Here is a 19,005-nt window from a genome sequence, read left to right on the forward strand (position 1 = left end):
GATTGTTGGAGGTGGGGCATAAAGAATCCAATTCGATCACCAAAGACAGCCATGAATAATTCCCATGAAAATATTAAACCTCAAATTTTCTTCATTCACCTGGCAGCCCATGCAGCTGTCTCGCCACGCGATGCTGGCACTCACACTATTGCTATCGCCTGCATGGGTGCAAGCAGCGACGGCTGATGTCGGTGACGACAAGGCTTCAGCGATCAAAGGTGTTCAAAAAGTAGCGATTGCCGAATTTGGCGTGGAGTTTTACACGCAAATGGGTGGTGGCAGTAATCAGTCTGGAACCTCTGCATTTATGACTTCGAGCCTGCGTGGCGTCGCAGACAGCGACTTCCAAACGATTGCCGATCAGGCTTATGCCGATACCGTAGCTGCGTTGAAGGAAGCAGGTTTCGAAGTCGTCGATCCTGCAGTGCTGACAGCGAATTCCGGCTATCAAGAGCTGGTACAAAAATATGGCAACGAAGCGCCCTACAGCATTAGCGATAGCACCTTTGGCAAGGGTGATCCCTGGTTGAGCAAGATTTTTACCTCGCAAGGACTGAAGGCGTTTTATTCCGGCAGCAACAAAACCAATCGCGGCACCTTCGGTCAACGCTTTGATTCGCAAAATCAAAAGCGCGGCTCTATCGAAGGTGATGTGGCCAAGTCCTTAGGCGCAACGCTGCTGCATGTGCACTACATCGTCGGCTTTGCAACGATCAAAGATCACGGGCACAAAGTTTTGTTCTCAACGGGCAGTGCGAAAGTGAAGTCGGAGTGGGGAACCAATCTGTCTGCACAAGACACCGAGTGGCAATTTGTTACCGACAGTGGTGCGCGCACCTTTACCACCAGCACTCGTCCTCGCCACAGCGGCGCGGTTTATCTGGACTCAGCGTTGCAGAGCGATGAAAGCATTTACACCGGCACTGAAACTACCAGCGGCGAACAAAAACGCAGTGATGGCGTTGCCAATGCTGTGAGCATGACGATGGGACTCTTGCTGGGTAACAGCAGCATCGATTCCACCAAAAAGAAAACCTATGACGTAACCGCCAACAGTGCGGAGGCTTATCGCAAGGACGCAGGCCAGGTGATCACGACGACGGCTACAGCGTTTGCAAAAGCGTTAGGTGCGGCGAAGTAAGTCTTTCGCACTAACAATACTCAGGAAAGGAATCCATGAAATACCAATTGAAGTACGCCTTTATGGCGTTAGGCATCACCGCGCTTGCGGGCTGCAATATTAATGATAACGGTGTAGATAGCGCGGTGAGTTCCACTACTGTAAGTGGCGTTGCTGCTACCGGTGCGCCGATTTTCGGCGGCAATGTGAATTTGCGTTGTGGCAATGGCGTTACCGCGAATGCCATCACATCAAGCAACGGGCAGTGGAGCACATCGGTTCCGGCTGATTCCTTGCCTTGTTATGTGAAAGTTTCCGGCGGCACACCAGCGGGCACTTTCTATTCGATCGCGCAAACGCCGAGTGGATCGGCAACGACCAGCACGGCCAACATCACACCGCTGTCTGATCTGATTGTTGCAGCCGTGGTCAATTCTGCAGGTGGTGGAGAAGCCCTCGATGTGTGGTTTGCGAATAATTCGCCCGAGCTGCGTCAGCAAGTGGCTAATGGCATTGCCGCAGCTGTGGCTCAGTTGCGTACAGCGCTCGCCGACGCAGGATATGACTTGCCTCCCGGCAGCTTTGATCCTTTGACCTCCGCCATCGTGGCCGGTGGTGCAGAAGATTTGTATGACCTTATTTTGGAGGCCTACAAGCAAGCACTCGCCGATGCAGGCAGTAGCTACGAAGACGCCCGCGACGATTATGTAGATGGCGCTGGCTTGCCAGAAGCAGGTGATGACACTGGTCCTGGTGACACGCCCGACACTGCATTGTCAGCGAGCGAAACCGGCGTGCGTTATGTAACGACCGGCAAGGTGCTTGGCTCAGTTGAAAGTAACAAGCTGCGCTACTGGGCCGGTCCCGGCACGATCAACGTTGGTAGCCAAGCTGGCTTGCTGAATGAAGTGACTGTGTTTGGTCCAGAGGCCAACAGCTACGTCAATTTCCGCAATATTCCGGATGCACTAGGCACCTACGACTGTGGTTATGGTGTGAGTGCGCAACTCGCCAATGTCGAAATTGGTTTTGCCGTGAGCAATGGTTACAACACCGCTGGCACGCGTACTGGCGCGGGTACGTTTAGCCCGGGCTTCCGTTGCTCTCTCACCATTACCAAGGTGGGTACGCGTAGCGGCAGTAACTACAGCGGCGCAATCGAAGGCAGCTTCGATGCCCAGTTGTACAAAACGGGTCAGGCGGTCAACACGCAGGATTCGATTTCGGTTAAGGGACACTTCCGTATTGGCACCCCGACCAATGATCCAGTGACGCCGACAGCGAGCACAAGCTTGTTTGGAAAATCGCTGAAGTCGATTTACGTAGGCAATTACACGCTCAAGTGCACTGCTTCGCCTGGGCAGCCGGTCGAGACTTTTAGCTTTTCTATCGCCACAAACGGCAGTAGCACATTCAGAAATAAGGAACTACTTGGCCCCAACAGCTCGGGCAGCGTGAGCAGTTCTGGTGGCCCAGAATCCAGTTTCTTCACGTTGTCGTTTAATCGCGATGATGGTGGTGATTACGTGGTTCTGGGTTTCAAACCTGATGGCACTTTTTATCCGAACAGCGTGCATGTGGAAGAGGGTGGTACCAACCGCACCTTGAGTTGTTTTGGGAACGCAGGAAACGTGGCGCCAGCAACAACATCGACTGCCTCAGCTGATCTGAAGAACATTGTGGCGGCTCAGGCACGCACCGAAACAGTGGATTGCAGCCCCGTCTTCGGTGCGGGTAGCAATGTCAAAACGCCGACGACTCTGACGATCAATAGCGATGGTTCGGCGCAGATCGGCAGCCTGAGTTTCCTTGCAAAGACGCTATCGGAGATGAAAGACCCGCTGGTATTTCCGAATGCTGAAAACAGTGCGAGCAAGACGGCTAGTATTTCCTACGTCGAGCCTAAGACTTTCCCGGATCAAAAGACTTTGGCGATCAGTTTGGGAGCAGACATGAAAACCAAGGGTGTCCTTTACTCGAATGGTGATCTCACAAATCCCGCTAACACTTATTCTTGCTCGCCGCAGTTATAGGTTTCGACCCAACAAAAATCCCCCGCAATTGCGGGGGATTTTTGTTTTGGAGAAAATAAATGCCTTAGTGCGGAATAGTGAACAACACCTGTTCGCCGTGAAATTCAAATACCACACCCTCAGGAATAATCTGCATAACACGCGGACCTTCGGGCAGTGCGTCGCCTTCGTTGTAGCGTTTGCCCGCAGTCATGATGAAGCGTTTTTGTGGTGCGCCATCGTAAGAGTGCACATCAAGACTGATCACAGGAAACGCCGCGCGATAATCTGCAGGCATATCTCTCAGCTTGGTGAATTGTGACGTTGTCGGGGCAGGGTCGAGACGCACGCGTTCTACCGAGGTCGCGGGAACGACAACGGCGCGTTTAGGCGCTGGCTGTGGTTCAACGCTAGCGGGTTCTTCGACGTTATCGACTGCGGCCAACGATGCGGTATCGCCAAGCGGCGCAGCACTTTCTGCGTCACCTAATGACGAGTACTCCTCGCTTGGGGTTTCGCTGCCTGCATCGACCAAATCATCAAGCGTTGTCGGCACTCGGCCATCGCCATACACCTGATTGAGCATGGGCGTGTAGGCACTATTCAGTGCTTGTGCTTCGGGTGTTGCTGCTTGAGATGTGTTGGCTTGTGCAACATCTGTTGCAGCAACTACAGGCGCATGAGGGATTAACAATGAGACGGACAGCGCGATCATCAAGCTCAAGCAAAGCCCGGCAACGATGACAGGACGATAGCGACGCAATTGGTTCAGATTTGAAATCTGAGAAAAGCGTGGCCGCTGAACGGCCGGCGTCTGTTCTGATTGCGTGGGATTGCGCTCACGCTCAGCTTTGCGTAACGCCTCAAGGATGTAGCTCACGGCATAATTCTCGCGAGCACGAGCGTATTGGGTTGATTGTCGCCCAAGGCAATCAAGGTGCGTATACGTGCGGTACCTGATTTCTCCAGCCCGCGTGCAGATTGAAAACGTAGAACGTCGGCGCGCAATTCTTTATCAAAGAATGCGGAGAGCGGACCCGTCGCTGGTTTGCCATTCAGTGTGGCTAAACGGCGGCGCAGCCAGACAACGGCATCACCGCGGCTATCAGGCCCAATAATTTTCACGCTGACTTCTGGACGCCACAGCAGCAAGAACTCGCCGTTCCAGAGCCGCTCTACTTCTTCGCGCGTGTAACGCTGTGGACCCATCGCGGTATCTAGCGTTGCATGCGTTGCGCTCAGTTCGCGTAGCAATACATGGTGCTCTGCAGAGTTCGAAGTTTGCAGCGTTAATATTGCTGGGCGATTGAGCGCAGTTAAGTCGCTCCATCGTCCACGCTCTTTAAAGCATTCCAGCCCTTCGCTACGCAGCCCTTGGCAAAAGTTGCCATCAGGAGGCATGTGGAAAGCGGGTGCCCACAGATAGATCAAACGCGACATCACAACGGGTAGTGGTTGCGTGGCTTGCAACAGTTGTGGCGCTGATGCGGTGGCAGCAACAACCGGCGTAGTCGGGGCCGGAGCTTGTACAGCAGGTGCTTGAACGGCTGGCGCTGTAACGCCCAGTGGCGGTGCCAGCTCAGGCGCTGCACGGCGATCCATTACAACTTGATAGGCCAACAAAGCGGTCAAGATCACGGCCAGCGGCGCGAAAACAATTTCCATTCGACTAAAGAAATCTAGGATGGCGTTGTTACGCGACCGTGACGTTTCGATCTTCATCGATTCACCTGCGGCTTTAACGGCCATATCGCCAATGACGATACGACTATTACTGCCGTAGGCACCGAGCAGAGCGCGGTCGCAGATGATGTTGATCAATCGAGGCACGCCACCAGAGTGACGATGAACCTCGCGAAGCGCGGTAGACAAAAATATTTCTTGGTCATTGCCAGCAACACGCAGGCGATGGCGAATGTATTCGGCGGTTTCATTTTCTGACAACGGCATCAAGTGATAACGCGCCGTGATGCGCTGAGCCAACTGACGCAGATCGGGTCGTGCCAGCAAATCAGACAACTCAGGCTGACCGACCAACATGATGCGCAAGAGTTTTTCTTTGTGCGTTTCCAGATTAGTCAGCAAGCGCACTTGCTCCAATACTTCTGGCTGCAGGTTCTGCGCTTCGTCGATGATTAAAACGGTGCGACGACCTTCAGCGTGCGTTTTCAGTAGGTGTTCGTTGAGCGCATCAACGAGAACTTTCATCGTCGTGCCACGCTTGGGATATTTGATGCCCAACTCGTCGCACACCGTTTGAACAAACTCTTGCTCGCCCTGACGTGGGTTGTGAATCATCGCCACATCGACATCTGGCAGGCGCTGTTCCAGAAGCGTACGGATCATCGTGGTTTTGCCGGTGCCGACCTCGCCGGTGAGCTGTACAAAGCCACCATATTGACCGGTGCCGTATAGCAGATGCCCCAGCGCTTCTTGATGGCGCTGCGACATATACAGATAGGCAGGGTCCGGGCTGATGGTGAAAGGCATCTCCCGAAGTTGGAAATATTCTGCGTACACGGCTCTTTATCTAGTGCTTATAGTGGGTTGGAGTATAGCGGTCAGGCTTTCCTGAGCATATTCAGGCTTTTCTGAGCATATTGACGTGTTGGATGCCATCTTCCAGATAGGGTTCCGTAAATGTGACGAAGCCTAGCGAGGCGTAGAAGGCCTCCAAGTGCTGCTGGCCAGACAAGAAGATGTCCTGGCCGGGATAGCGTTCGGTGCAGCGGAGGATGCCCTCCAGCATGGCGGCGCGGCCAAGTCCGGATTTACGTGCGCTCTGAGCGACCACGAGTCGGCCTATCGCAGGCTGTGGCGCTTTGAGGCCGGGCGGGACCAGACGCAAATAGGCGAGCAACTGCTGTTCAGCGCCCCGTATGCAAAGGTGCTCGCATTGCGGGTCTACGCCGTCCATATCCGAGTAAGCGCAGTTCTGCTCCACCACGAAGATATCGCTACGAAGGCGCAGAAAGTCGTGGAGCGTATCCGGCGTCAGTGTCGACCAGAGGTGCCAGTCGGAAATCATCAGTGTTTCTCAGTCAGCAGCAGAAAGAGTAGATTCTGCACCATCAGTTTAAAGGTGGGGTCACTATGGAACGCACTCATTACGGCGCCTGCAATCTTTGCGAAGCCATCTGCGGCTTGGAATTTCGCGTCGATGGCAATGAGATTCTGTCGATACGCGGCGATGACGCGGACCCGCTTTCGCATGGCCACATCTGCCCCAAGGCCGTCGCGCTCAAAGATATCTATGAAGATCCAGATCGGCTGCGTCGTCCGATGCGTCGAGTCGGTGATCGTTGGGAAGAGATGAGTTGGGATGCGGCTTTCGATCTCGTCGCCGAGAAACTCGTCGCGGTTCATAAGGCAAACGGCGCCGACAGCATTGCTGCTTATCTGGGCAATCCGAGTGTTCACAACTATGGCGTGCTGACCACGTCATCAAGCTTCATCGGCCCGCTCAAAACACGTAGCCGTTATTCGGCAACGTCAGTTGATCAATTGCCTCACCAACTTCTGGTGATGTGGATGTACGGGCACCAACTGATGGTGCCGATTACCGATATCGACCGCACCAACTATTTCCTCGTGCTCGGTGCTAATCCGATGGCGTCTAACGGCAGCTTGATGACGGTGCCTGCTTTCCGCACACGCCTTAAAGCCCTGCATGCGCGCGGGGGCAAGATGGTGGTGATTGATCCGCGGCGTAGTGAAACTGCGCTGGTGGCCGATGAGCATCACTTCATCAAGCCCGGCGGCGATGCTGCATTTTTGGCGGCACTGCTCAAAACCATTCTCGATGAAAATCTTGCGAAGCCGGGTCGTGTCGGTGAATTCACCGATGGCCTTGAAGATGCAGCGCGTGCCGTTCAATCGCTGGATATCAACGTGCTCGCTCAATACTGCAATGTGCAAGCGGCAGACATCCAGCGCATCGCTCGTGAATTCGCCAGCGCAGACGGCGCAGCTTGTTACGGCCGCATGGGCGTTTCAACGCAACGCTATGGCACGCTGTGTCAGTGGTTGATTCAGTTGATCAATCTATTCACCGGTAATCTTGATCGCGAAGGCGGCATGCTGTTCCCGCAGCCTGCGCTAGATCTAGTGCACAACCCGATGAGCAAGCCCGGCCACTTTGCGCAGTGGAAAACGCGTGTGCGTGGATTGCCGGAGTTTGGTGGCGAGTTGCCTGTTGCTGCACTGGCAGAAGAAATCGAAACGCCGGGAGCAGGGCAGGTGCGCGCGTTGATCAGCATCGCAGGCAATCCCGTGTTGTCGACGCCGAATGGTCGTCGTCTGGAAGGTGCGCTGGAATCGCTGGATTTCATGGTCAGCGTTGATCTCTACATGAACGAGACCACGCGCCATGCCGATGTCATTCTGCCGCCGACCTGCACACTGGAACATGATCATTACGATCTGATCTTCCATCACTTCGCCGTCCGCAACACCGCGCGCTTCAACACGCCACTATTCGAAAAACCAGAAGGCACTATGCACGACTGGGAAATCTTCGCCGCACTCGGCGCACGTATTTCTGCGGCGCTTGGTCAACCCGTGCGGCCTTCGCCTCGTCCAGATCAGATTGTCGACATGGGCCTGCGCATCGGACCCAATAAACTTTCACTCGATCAACTCAAACAACATCCGCATGGCGTTGATCTCGGCGCATTGAAACCTTCATTGCCGCAGCGTCTGTTCCATAAAGACAAACGCATTCAAGCCGCGCCGCCAGAGCTGCTGCAAGAAATGGTCGCCTTCGCCAAAGAACTTCACGTTGCGCCGGTCAAAGATGAACTACGTTTAATTGGCCGCCGCCATGTCCGCAGCAACAACTCATGGATGCACAACTTCCATCGCTTGGTAAAAGGCGAAGCGCGCGATCAGCTACTGATGCACCCAAGCGATCTTGGCTCACGTGGTTTGAGCGACGGACAAAATGTTCGCGTGCGTTCGCGTGTTGGCGAAGTCACCGTTGCTGTGAAATCCAGCGACGAAATGATGCCGGGCGTCGTCAGCTTGCCGCATGGCTGGGGGCACCACCGTGAAGGTACTCGTGTTGCTATTGCCACGGCACATGCGGGCACGAGCAGCAATGATTTAACCGATGAAACCTATCTCGATATCTCGGGCAATGCTGCGCTTAATGGTGTGTTGGTATCTGTTGAGCGTGCGGCGTAGGTGGTAATCAATGCTGATTACGATCCGTAAAATAATCCGACTTCTTGCTTTCTTGCCTTTACTGGCACTCACTTTGGCTTCGTGCTCGCAGTTGACGTCGACAAGTCAAGAATATAAGGATATTGCCATTAAGCCCGTGGGTCCTTATGAATCGATTTATGCAGAGTGCCGATCTGCGTCTCAGCAAAATCGAGCGGCGTTTACATCTCTGCAGGATCAATTTACAAAGGCATTGGAAATCTGCCAGGCAGGTTTAAGGACAATTGTGGACCTTAGCGGTTCAGATGCTCAAGGCTATCCAATTTATCAGCAACTTGGACTTAATGAGTTCAGCTTGCGCCACGCAAATAGCGCAATTCATTACTTAACGCAATCCATTAAATACGCGCAGTATCTAAATGATACGTGGTCAGCAATGAATACATTTGTCTATAGATCTGGGGTATTCAGAAGCATGGGCCAATATTCACTTGCACAAAACGATTTGGATATAGCGGCTCCTAAGTTATTGGGAGCTTACAATTTCGAGCGCAAAAATAAAAAGCCTGAAAATCGTATGTCGCTAGCGCTGGCCACAACATCTCATCACTTCCTGCTCAGTGAGTACGCTCGTCTTTGTCTAGCTCAAGGTAATTTTGAATGCGCAATTTCAAAGGCGCGAGTAGCGCAAGTGGTGTATCGAGAGGGCATGAATGCACCGGATCCTTGGGCGCCTAGCATTATCGCAACGGCGGAAGAATCGATTAGTCGTCGAAATCAACAGCTGAAAGAATGAAAATAGCTTGTAGGCTGGGTTGGAGTGAAACGAAACCCAGCAGTTCTTGCAAGTTGAGTGCTGGGTTTCGCTGCGCTTTAACTCAGCCTACAAAGCGCTTCTACTACCAATCGCCCCACTGAGCCTGAATAGCAGCGAGGGCAGCGACGCCTGCCGTTTCAGTGCGAAGGATGCGTGGGCCTAGCGCGAGTGGGATGAATTCATGTTTGGCTGCAAGTGTGCATTCCACTTCGCTGAGTCCACCTTCAGGGCCAATCAAAAGTGTGATGGCGCGTGACGTGGGATCAAGTTGGCGAAGCTGTTTGCTAGCGCCCGGTGCAAGCACCAATTTCAAACTGTCATTCGCACTGCTGCGCAACCAATAATCCAAATCTTGATGCGCTGCGAGTTGTGGCACGCGTGTGCGGCCAGATTGTTCGCAGGCGGAGATGATCACGCCTTGCCAGTGTTCGATTTTCTTGGCCCAGCGTTCGGCGTCCAGTTTGACGACGGTGCGTGAAGAGATCAGTGGCACGATGTTGCTGACGCCGAGTTCTACCGCCTTCTGCAAGGTGTAGTCCATGCGATCGCCTTTGGAGACGCATTGGGCGAGGGTGATGTTGAGAGGTGATTCGCGATCAACGGTATTGAACTCGCCAATGCTGGCCTGCGCTTCACGCTTGCTGACGGTGCTAAGTGTTGCAGCGTATTCGCCGCCTTGACCGTTGAAGGTGATGAAGCTGTCACCGAGTCGCATGCGAAGTACTTGCACGAGATGGCGTGCGGCGTCTTCCGGTAGCGTGATTGTTCCGCCTGCGGACAGCGGCTGATCGATATAGACGCGGCTAGTCATTGCACGGGTCTCGTTATGTGCTCCCTCTCCCCACGAATGTGGGGAGAGGGCGGGGTGAGGGGCTCTTGAAGCTGGAGCAAACCTTTCATTGGAGCGCGTATGCCGACTACGTCGGCGCCCCTCACCCTTGCCCTCTCCCCGCTAAAGCGGGGAGAGGGAATAAAGAAACAGCTAGTGCTAGTCACTGGTGGCTTCCATGATGCCTTCGGTGGCAATGCGGCACATCAAACCAATTTCTTCTGGATCGATCACGTACGGCGGCATGAAGTAAACGACATTGCCGAGCGGGCGCAGCAGCACGCCATGCTCAAGACCATATTGATAGACGCGCATGCCGCGGCGTTCTTCGCTTGGATAGGGTTCGCGCTTGCGTGCGTTTTTGACCATTTCGATGGCGAGAATCATGCCTTGCTGACGGACTTCAGCAACGTAAGGATGACGGCGCAGCTCGTCTGTGCCAGCCCACATCATCTGCGCGAGTTGGCGATTGCGTGCGAGGACGGTTGGGTCCGCAAATAAATCCAACGTTGCCAGTGCGGCGCGGCAAGCTAATGGATTGCCGGTGTAAGAGTGCGAATGCAGAAAAGCTTTGCCGCTACGGTATTCATCGTAGAAGGCGGTGTAGATTTCTTCGCGAGTTAGCGTGACGGCGAGTGGCAGTGTGCCGCCGGTAAGGCCTTTCGAGAGACACAAAAAGTCCGGCGTGATCTTGGCCCACTCGCAAGCGAAGAGTTTGCCGGTGCGGCCAAAGCCGACAGCAATTTCATCTGCAATGAGATGCACGCCATGACGATCACAGGCCTCGCGCAACATCGTCAGATAAACCGGGTGATACATGCGCATGCCACCCGCGCATTGCACCAGCGGTTCCAGAATCACGGCGCTGACTTCGTGCGCGTGCTTCTTTAGCGCGGCTTCCATGTGTTCGAACTGGCGGCGCGTGTGATCTTCCCAGGATTCGCCGGGACGACGCTCATAGCAATCAGGCGAGGGCACGATGATCGGTTGAATCAACAGCGGCGCATAAGTCTCGCGATACAAGCCAGTATCACCAACTGCGAGCGCGCCCAGTGTTTCTCCGTGATAGCCGTTGGAGAGTGCGATGAACTTCTGCTTGGCAGGTTTGCCGACATTGCGCCAGTAGTGAAAGCTCATCTTCAGCGCGACTTCTACTGCTGACGAACCATTGTCCGCATAGAAGCAACGCGTGAGTCCCGGCGGCGCAATCGTGCATAAGCGCTCAGCCAGCTCCACCGCAGGCTGGTGCGTGAAGCCGCCGAGCATGATGTGATCGATTTCGTCGAGCTGCTGTTTGAGCGATGAAACGATATGCGGATGACGATGGCCGAAGACATTGGTCCACCACGAACTCACTGCATCGAGATAGCGTTTGCCTTCGAAATCTTCGAGCCAGACGCCTTCGGCTTTCTTGATCGGCACGAGTGGCAGCCACTCGTGATCTTTCATCTGCGTGCAGGGGTTCCAGACGCGTGCCCGGCTACGGGCAACCCACTCGGCGTTGCTCACAAGCTTTTAATGAGCACCAGCGAATTCCGCTGGTAGTTATAGAGACGCTGCTTCTGCACCGGCAGATCTTTGATCTTGCCGCGCTCAAAGCCGTGTTCGATGAACCAGTGTGGCGTGTGCGTGGTGAGGCTGAAGAGTTTTTTGAGCTTGCGCTTCTTAGCTTCGGCTTCGACGCGCTTGAGTAGCGCAGCGGCGCGACCGGCGCTTTGGTAGTCCGGATGCACAGCGACGCAGGCGAGTTCGCCCATCTGATTCTGTGGGAAGGGGAACAGCGCGCAGCAGGCGATGGCGGTGCCGTCGCGAACAATGATGCTGAAGTTTTCGATGTCGAGTTCCAACTGCTCGCGTGAACGCGGCACCAGAACGCCTGCTTGTTCCAGTGGTTTGATCAGGCTCAGCACGCCGCCAACGTCTTCGATGGTGGCTTGGCGTGTCGACTCGTAATCTTCATCGGCATAGAGCATCAGGCCAACGCCGTCGCGCGTGTACAACTCACGCAGCAGTGCGCCGTCTTTGTCGGCTCCGACCAGATGCACGCGTTTCACACCACCGCGGCTGGCAGTGATACCAGCTTGCAGATAAGCGCGATCCTGATCCTTGAGATGTTTGGCGGTCAGCAGCTTTTCGGCAACGACGAGCGAAATTTGGCCGTCGTCGCCGGTGTCTTCAGCGAGCTTCCAATGATCCGGATCTGACGGCACCACAAAGATGAGCTTGTCCGCACCAAGCGCTTGCGCGGTGGCGGTGGCAACGTCTTCGTGACGCAGATTGAAGATCTCGCCGGTGGGCGAGTAGCCGGTGTTGGAGAGTAGAGCAATACGATCCTGCGCCAGCACGTCGTGCAGGCTATCGACATCAATCCGCCGCACTTCGCCGGTGTGTTGATGGTCAACGCCACCACGCACGCCAACCGGCCGCGCGGTGACCCAGTTGCCGCTGGCGACGCGCAACTGCGCGCCGCCCATCGGGGTGCTGGCCAGACCGGTGCTGAGTTTGGCTTCGATATCCATACGCAGCGCACCGGCTGCAGCTTTGACGCACTCCAGTGCGGCGCGATCGGTGACGCGCAGGCCGTGGTTGTAGACGGTTTTGAGACTGTTGAGTTCTAGCTGCTTGTCGATCTGCGGGCGCGCGCCATGTACCAACACCAGCTTCACGCCGAGGCTGTGCAGCAGCGCGAGGTCATAGATAAAGGCGTCGAAATCCGGACGCGCCGCGACCTCGCCGCCAAAGGCGACGACAAAAACGGAGCCGTTGTGGGCGTGCACATAAGGTGCACAACCGCGCAGTGCGGAAACGAAGTCAGTCGGTTTCATGCGGCGATTATAGGGATGCACGGCGCGCAACGTCAGCGACGATTGATTTTATTGAAAATAATTCGACAAATAATCACAGCGTCGCTAGGCAAATATTCAGCGAATAATCGTGTTGATTCGGCGTCAATGCGACCGTGGAGAGGTCGCAGCGGTATAATCGCCACATGCAAGAAACTATCCAATATGAAGGCCTGAGCAGCGTGTTGGCACAGGTCGGTTTTGTCGATGAGACCGCTGCTTTTCATGGCGCGCTGTGTGGCGCGCTGTGCGTTAAGCAGTCGAATGAAGTCGATCTCCTTCTCCTTCTCGATCCTGCTGGCGATCAATCGCTAACGATTGATACGTCTGCTCAAAAGGCGTTGGTCGAGGCGCGCGAGCAGACCTTGATCTCGCTGCAAGACAACGAAGGCGCTTTTGCGCCGCTGCTGCCGCATGACGATAGCGAACTGCCATCGCGCGTGGCTGCGTTGGTCGCATGGTGCGAGGGCTTTTTGTTTGGTTTGTCGACCCGGCCAAACCTCGATCTGGAATCCTGCTCGGAAGAGTTGCAAGAAATCATTGAGGACTTCACCCAGTTCACTCGCGCCAGCATTGATGGCGAAGACAACGTCGAGCTGGAAGAAACCGCTTACGCCGAACTGGTGGAATACATCCGCGTCGGCGCGCAGTTGGTCTATATGGAAATGCGTCCACGCCCAACGCCAGACCCGCAGAGCTCGAAGAAACTGCATTAATCAGCCGAGCTGAACATGAAGCCCGCCGCAGCTAACCATTTCAAGGAATTCGCCGCACGCCGCGCCAAGCTGATGAAGCAGATTGGCCCGGGCGGTGTTGCGATTATTCCGTCTGCCAGTGAAGTCATCCGCGCGCGTGACACGCATTACCGCTTTCGTCAGGACAGCGACTTTCAGTATCTGACGGGTTTTCCTGAGCCAGATTGCATCGCCGTGTTCGCGCCGGGTCGCAAGGCGGGTGCCTTCGTGCTGTTTGTGCGTGATCGCAACACCGAGCGCGAAATCTGGGATGGCCGTCGCCAAGGTCCAGAAGGCGCAGTGCGTAATTACGGTGCTGACCAAGCATTCGCGATTGGTGACTTTCAGGAAATTCTGCCGTCGCTGCTCGCGGGCCGTAGTCGCGTGGTTTACAACCTTGGCGAACACGCCGAGCTTGATCCCAAGATCACGGCCTGTGTGCGCACTATTCGCGAAGTCTCACGTCGCGGCGGCGCTGCACCAACAGAATTCGTCGCACTGGAAACCAGCTTGCACGAAATGCGTCTGCGTAAGACGCCTGCCGAAATCGCAATCTTGGCCAAAGCCTGCGAGATCAGCGCTGAAGCTCATTGCATCGCCATGCGTTATGCCAAGCCGGGTATTAATGAGTGGCAGGTCGCTGCCGAAATCAACGCACACTTCGGCCGCAACAATATGGAGCCGGGTTACGGTTCGATTGTTGGTGGTGGCGATAACGCCTGCATCCTGCATTACGTTGAAAACAATCAAGCGCTGCGCGATGGCGATCTGCTGCTGATTGATGCGGGTGGTGAGCTTGACGGTTACACCGCCGACATCACGCGCACGTTCCCGGTCAACGGAAAATTCAGCAAGGCACAGCGAGCTGTTTACGAAGTCGTGCTTGAAGCCAATCTGCAGGCGACCAAAACACTGAAAACGGGCGAGTCCGTTGGCAAGCCGCACCAAGTCGCCGTGCAAATTCTCACGCAAGGTTTGGTTGATCTTGGTTTGCTGAAAGGCAACGTCAAAGATCTGATCAAGACTGAAAAGTATCGCCAGTTCTACATGCACGGCACAGGCCACTGGTTGGGCATGGATGTGCATGACGTCGGTCGCTACAAAATGGATGGCGAGTTCCGCACGTTTGAGCCGGGCATGGTGATGACGGTTGAGCCGGGCCTCTACATTCAGCCGGGCACGAAAGGCGTTGATGAAAAATACTGGGGCATCGGCATTCGTATCGAAGACGATGTCGTCGTCACTGACAAAGCACCGCGCGTGCTGACCGGTGATGTGCCGAAAGATGTGAAGGGCATTGAAGGCTTGATGCGTGCAGCCTGAAGTCGTCGATCAATATGACGTAGTCATCGTTGGCGGCGGTCTCGTCGGCGCGAGTCTCGTTGTTGCGCTTGCGCCATTGAATTTGCGTGTGGCGTTGATCGAAGCATCGACTCCACCGCAGACTGGTCCTTCATGGGACGAGCGTTGCATCGCCATCAACGACGGCAGTCACCGCATCTTCGAAAGCCTGGGCGTTTGGCCCGCGCTACTCAGTGAAGCATCGCCCATTACCTCAACGCATATTTCTGAGCGCGGCCGCTTTGGCGTAGCGCGCTTTGCTGCCGTTGACGTGGGCCTGCCAGCGCTTGGTTACAACATTCCGTTTCGTCACATCGGCCAAACGCTTTGGCAGGCTGCGCAGAAAACTGCCGCTCGTTTGATCTGCCCCGCGCGTTTGCAGGCGATGGAGCAGAGTGCGGATGCGGTGCAGTTGCTGCTAGATAGCGGCGAAAAAATTTCAACGCGATTGGTGGTTGCTGCCGACGGCGCGCAATCTGCCGTACGCAAACTGCTGGGTATTACAGCGCAGACGCAAGACTACAAACAGTCCGCCATCGTTACGGCAATTCGAGTCACCCGTCCGCACGGTGGCGTGGCGTATGAGCGCTTTACGCCCGGCGGCCCGATTGCCGTGTTGCCAAAACCAGACAACGCTTGCTCGCTGGTGTGGACGGTGCCGAGCGATCACGTTGAAGCGATGTTGGCTTGGAGTGATGCCGAATTCTTGAAGCAGGCTTACGAAACCTTCGGCGAGCGATTGGGCAATTTCAAAGAAATTGGTCGTCGTAATGCGTATCCGCTGACGCAGGTGATGAGTGCACAGCTCACTGCGCCACGCGTGATCTTTGCAGGCAATGCCGCGCAGTCGCTGCATCCGGTGGCGGCGCAAGGTTTTAATCTGGGACTGCGTGACGTTGCGACGGTTGCTGATGTGCTGGCGACTGCTGCTGATCCGGGCTCTGCCGAAACACTCGCTGAGTACGAACGTCGTCGTAGCGATGATCGCGAGCGTGTTTCAGGATTTACGGACCGTCTGGTCCGCACCTTCTCTAATCGTGTGCCAGGCCTACGTGGTTTGCGTCATCTCGGTTTGCTCGCACTGGATCTCACGCCACCGTTGAAAGACGCCGTGATGCGCCAGAATCTTGGCCTCGGCGGTTTACCTTCGAAGTTCGCACGCGAATGAAGCATCAAGTCGCAGTCGTCGGTGGCGGTGTTGTCGGTGCAGCTTTAGCGCTGGCACTACATCGTGCAGGCATCGACACCGCTTTGATTGAACGCGGCGCAGCGCCCAAGCCTTATGACGCGTCGGATTACGATCTGCGTGTTTATGCATTGTCGCCAGCTTCAACACGTTTTCTGAATGAACTCGGCGTGTGGCCGCGCATTGCGCAGCAACGCGCCAGTGCCTATCAAGGCATGCGCATCTGGGACGAGCGTCCGGGTGAGGCTTTGCAATTCGAGGCTTCAGCCTTGGGCGTGGCACAACTCGGCCACATTGTTGAAAACAGTTTGCTGCTAGACGAATTGTGGAAAGCGTTGGCGTCGGTGCCGACTTACACAAAAGTCCAAATCACCGGCCTGCAATTAGATGACGATGCTGCACGCCTGCAATTGGATGATGGCCGAGAGATTTCTGCATCGCTGGTGATTGCTGCTGATGGCGCTGACTCACAGCTGCGTGATTGGGCGGGCATTGAATGCGTGCGTTGGTCGTATCCGCAAGAAGCCGTCGTCTGCCATGTTGAGACTGAACTGCCACACCGCGGCGTCGCGCGTCAGCGGTTCTTGCCCGGCGGACCGCTCGCGTTTCTGCCGTTGACCGATGGCCGCAGCTCTATCGTTTGGTCGGCGCAAGACGCCGAAGATTTATTGGAGTTGGACGAAGACGAGTTCCGCGCGCGTCTCGCGTTGGCGCTACAAAATGAGTTGGGCGCGATCACCGGCTGTACACGTCGCGTCGCATTCCCGCTGCGTCTGCTGCATGCACAAGACTATGCATTGCCTCGCTTCGCACTGGCTGGCGACGCTGCTCACGTGGTGCATCCCTTGGCCGGGCAGGGTGTGAACCTTGGCTTGGCTGATGCGGTTGTGATGGTCCGCGAGTTATCTGCCGCTCGCGAAGCTGGCCGTGACCTCGGCAGCCTGCGCCTGCTCAAGCGCTATGAGCGCGAGCGCAAAGCGGACAACCTCGACATGCTCGCCGTCACCGATGGTCTCAATCGCGCATTTGGATTGCGCACAGACAGTTGGGACAGCTTACGTAATCTCGGAATAAGTGCGGTCAACCGCATGACGCCGTTGAAGAATTTATTAATGCGGCGCGCGGTTGGCTAAATATTGACCTGTCTCAAGTGCTTGAATTTGGATTTAAAACTTCCAGCCCGCAACTTGAAAGGTTAAGATGGCGCCAGTTGTATTTGTAAACACAGTACCGCGCGAGAAACCACCTTCAATGGTGGGGCCGAAGGCGCAAACCGCTCGGAATCGCTCAGGCAAAAGGAGCGCGGTGCTGTAGTAAAACTCTGGAGAGCGCTCGCCAAAACGAGCCACCGACGAGGCAGAAGCGGGTTACACCGCTTTCGAACTTTCAGGTCCAAGGACAGAGGAGCGGTTTTCGCAAACCTTCATTAACGCGGGAACCGTATGCTTAAAAAAACTGCATTGCACGCTGAGCACGTCCGTTTGGGCGCTCGTCTGGTCGATTTCGCTGGTTGGGAAATGCCGATCCAGTACCAGTCTCAGCTTGATGAACACCACGCTGTGCGCGCTGGCGCTGGCATGTTCGACGTGGCGCATATGTCCGCCGTTGATCTGCACGGCCCGCGCACCCGCGAATTCCTGCGCAAGCTTCTGGCCAATGATGTCGCCAAGCTGACCGCGCCGGGCAAAGCCCTTTACTCCTGCATGCTGCGTGAAGACGCCGGCATCATCGATGACTTGATTGCCTACTTCATTAATGAAGACTGGTTCCGTCTCGTTGTTAACGCAGGCACCACCGAAAAAGATTTGGCTTGGATCAGTCAGCAGGCTGCCGCTTTCGGCGTGAGCGTGAAATACCGTGATGACCTCGGCATTGTTGCCGTACAAGGTCCAGAGGCCCGCGACAAAGTCATCAAACAATTACCGTCGGAACTCGCAGCTGCGGCACAGGCTGTTGGCGTTTTCCAAGCCGTGTACGCAGGCGACTGGTTTGTTGGCCGCACCGGCTACACCGGCGAAGACGGCTTTGAATTGATGCTGCCGCATGCTGATCTCGTGAAGCTCTGGCAGAAATTGGAAGCTGATGGCGTTCGTGCTTGCGGCCTCGGCGCGCGCGACACGCTGCGTCTCGAAGCAGGCATGAACCTGTATGGTCAGGACATGGATGAATCCAAGCATCCCTTGGAATCTGGCTTGGGTTGGACCATCGGCTGGGATCCAGCAGATCGCGACTTCATCGGCCGCACCGCGCTCAGCGCGCTGCGTGGCAAGTCGCCGCAAAAATTTGTATCACTCGTATTGGAAGGCCGCGGTGTCGTCCGCGCGCACATGAAAGTGCGCTTCGCCAACGGCGCAGAAGGTGAAACCACCAGCGGTGGTTTTGCGCCGACCATGAAGAGCTCGATTGCCTTTGCTCGCGTTGATGCGAAAGCCGAAGGTGCATGCGAAGTTGAAATACGTGGGCAATGGGTCGCGGCCAAACTGGTCAAAGCGCCTTTTGTTCGTAACGGTAAAGTTCTAGTTTAATTTTTCACTCGATATTCGATTCAAGGAGACAAAAATGAGCAATGTTCCTGCAGGCCTCAAGTACGTAAAAAGCCACGAGTGGATCAAGAAACTCGCTGACGGCACCGTCGTGATCGGCATCACCGACCACGCACAGAACGCTTTGGGCGATCTGGTGTTTGTTGAAGTGCCTAAGGTTGGCCGCAAGCTGGCTGCGAATGAATCCTGCGCGGTTGTTGAATCGGTGAAAGCCGCCTCCGACGTCTATGCGCCGATTGCTGGCGAAGTGACCGAAGCCAACGGCGCGCTCAACAACACGCCAGAAATCCTCAACTCCGATCCGTATGAAGCTGGTTGGATGTGGAAGATGAAGCCAAACAACATTGCTGACGTTGATGCACTGCTCGACGCAGCGGGTTATCAGCAGCTGATTGACGAACTGAATTGAGATAAAGC

At 55.3% G+C, this 19,005-nt stretch carries 16 protein-coding genes and 1 riboswitch; of the genes, 10 read left to right on the forward strand and 6 right to left on the reverse strand.

The annotated features are described in order from the left end of the window. Positions 1–64 precede the first annotated feature (64 nt). Together CJD38_RS03685 and CJD38_RS03690 are read left to right on the forward strand one after the other, a co-directional pair. Positions 65–1,141: a hypothetical protein gene (locus tag CJD38_RS03685; protein WP_107938920.1), complete on the forward strand. Its 1,077-nt coding sequence runs from the start codon at positions 65–67 to the stop codon at positions 1,139–1,141. A 35-nt stretch (positions 1,142–1,176) separates the two neighbouring features. Beyond that, complete coding sequence (locus CJD38_RS03690) at positions 1,177–3,153, forward strand: hypothetical protein (RefSeq protein WP_107938921.1); 1,977 nt, start codon at positions 1,177–1,179, stop codon at positions 3,151–3,153. Between the two features lie 64 nt (positions 3,154–3,217). On the opposite strand, the gene CJD38_RS03695 is transcribed toward CJD38_RS03690, so the two are convergent. The 3 genes from CJD38_RS03695 to CJD38_RS03705 all read right to left on the reverse strand — a co-directional run bounded on the left by CJD38_RS03695 (position 3,218) and on the right by CJD38_RS03705 (position 6,160). Beyond that, on the reverse strand, positions 3,218–4,012 hold the full coding sequence (locus tag CJD38_RS03695; protein ID WP_107938922.1) for a general secretion pathway protein GspB: 795 nt from the start codon (positions 4,010–4,012) through the stop codon (positions 3,218–3,220). After that, positions 4,009–5,652: an ExeA family protein gene (locus CJD38_RS03700; protein ID WP_107938923.1), complete on the reverse strand. Its 1,644-nt coding sequence runs from the start codon at positions 5,650–5,652 to the stop codon at positions 4,009–4,011. Before CJD38_RS03700 ends, CJD38_RS03695 begins: the two co-directional genes overlap by 4 nt. A gap of 61 nt (positions 5,653–5,713) precedes the next feature. Next, positions 5,714–6,160, reverse strand: coding sequence for a GNAT family N-acetyltransferase (locus CJD38_RS03705; protein ID WP_107938924.1), 447 nt, complete (start codon positions 6,158–6,160; stop codon positions 5,714–5,716). Between the two features lie 65 nt (positions 6,161–6,225). Between CJD38_RS03705 and CJD38_RS03710 the strand changes: the two genes are divergently transcribed. Then, positions 6,226–8,316, forward strand: a complete 2,091-nt coding sequence (locus CJD38_RS03710) for a molybdopterin-dependent oxidoreductase (protein WP_107938925.1) — start codon at positions 6,226–6,228, stop codon at positions 8,314–8,316. Positions 8,317–8,326: 10 nt separating this feature from the next. Next, positions 8,327–9,091, forward strand: a complete 765-nt coding sequence (locus tag CJD38_RS03715) for a hypothetical protein (protein ID WP_107938926.1) — start codon at positions 8,327–8,329, stop codon at positions 9,089–9,091. A 103-nt stretch (positions 9,092–9,194) separates the two neighbouring features. On the opposite strand, the gene CJD38_RS03720 is transcribed toward CJD38_RS03715, so the two are convergent. From CJD38_RS03720 to argA, 3 genes are all read right to left on the reverse strand, one after another. Then, a complete protein-coding gene (locus CJD38_RS03720) occupies positions 9,195–9,923 on the reverse strand; it encodes a 16S rRNA (uracil(1498)-N(3))-methyltransferase (protein ID WP_107938927.1) in 729 nt (242 codons plus the stop codon). Between the two features lie 177 nt (positions 9,924–10,100). Further along, positions 10,101–11,450 (reverse strand): adenosylmethionine--8-amino-7-oxononanoate transaminase, encoded by a 1,350-nt coding sequence (locus CJD38_RS03725; protein WP_107938928.1) that lies wholly within the window; start codon positions 11,448–11,450, stop codon positions 10,101–10,103. After that, entirely contained in the window at positions 11,447–12,766 is a 1,320-nt protein-coding gene (gene argA, locus CJD38_RS03730) for an amino-acid N-acetyltransferase (protein WP_107938929.1), read from the reverse strand. The genes CJD38_RS03725 and argA overlap by 4 nt, the downstream gene beginning before the upstream one ends. A gap of 164 nt (positions 12,767–12,930) precedes the next feature. Between argA and CJD38_RS03735 the strand changes: the two genes are divergently transcribed. From CJD38_RS03735 to gcvH, 6 genes are all read left to right on the forward strand, one after another. Beyond that, positions 12,931–13,500 carry a UPF0149 family protein gene (locus CJD38_RS03735; protein ID WP_107938930.1) on the forward strand — a complete coding sequence of 190 codons (570 nt, stop codon included), beginning with the start codon at positions 12,931–12,933 and terminating at the stop codon, positions 13,498–13,500. 15 nt (positions 13,501–13,515) lie between these two features. Next, on the forward strand, positions 13,516–14,841 hold the full coding sequence (locus tag CJD38_RS03740; protein WP_107938931.1) for an aminopeptidase P N-terminal domain-containing protein: 1,326 nt from the start codon (positions 13,516–13,518) through the stop codon (positions 14,839–14,841). Then, the gene (ubiH, locus tag CJD38_RS03745) at positions 14,831–16,027 is read left to right on the forward strand and encodes a 2-octaprenyl-6-methoxyphenyl hydroxylase (RefSeq protein WP_107938932.1); all 1,197 of its coding nucleotides are present in this window, start codon (positions 14,831–14,833) and stop codon (positions 16,025–16,027) included. Before CJD38_RS03740 ends, ubiH begins: the two co-directional genes overlap by 11 nt. After that, complete coding sequence (locus CJD38_RS03750) at positions 16,024–17,178, forward strand: UbiH/UbiF/VisC/COQ6 family ubiquinone biosynthesis hydroxylase (RefSeq protein WP_107938933.1); 1,155 nt, start codon at positions 16,024–16,026, stop codon at positions 17,176–17,178. Before ubiH ends, CJD38_RS03750 begins: the two co-directional genes overlap by 4 nt. A 90-nt stretch (positions 17,179–17,268) precedes the next feature. After that, positions 17,269–17,358, forward strand: a riboswitch (glycine riboswitch). 129 nt (positions 17,359–17,487) lie between these two features. Then, positions 17,488–18,570 (forward strand): glycine cleavage system aminomethyltransferase GcvT, encoded by a 1,083-nt coding sequence (gcvT, locus tag CJD38_RS03755; protein WP_107938934.1) that lies wholly within the window; start codon positions 17,488–17,490, stop codon positions 18,568–18,570. Between the two features lie 34 nt (positions 18,571–18,604). Next, entirely contained in the window at positions 18,605–18,997 is a 393-nt protein-coding gene (gene gcvH / locus CJD38_RS03760) for a glycine cleavage system protein GcvH (RefSeq protein WP_107938935.1), read from the forward strand. The last annotated feature ends 8 nt before the right edge of the window (positions 18,998–19,005 follow it).

Source organism: Stenotrophobium rhamnosiphilum (assembly GCF_003052265.1).
In the GTDB taxonomy this organism is placed as follows: Bacteria; Pseudomonadota; Gammaproteobacteria; order Nevskiales; family Nevskiaceae; genus Stenotrophobium; species Stenotrophobium rhamnosiphilum.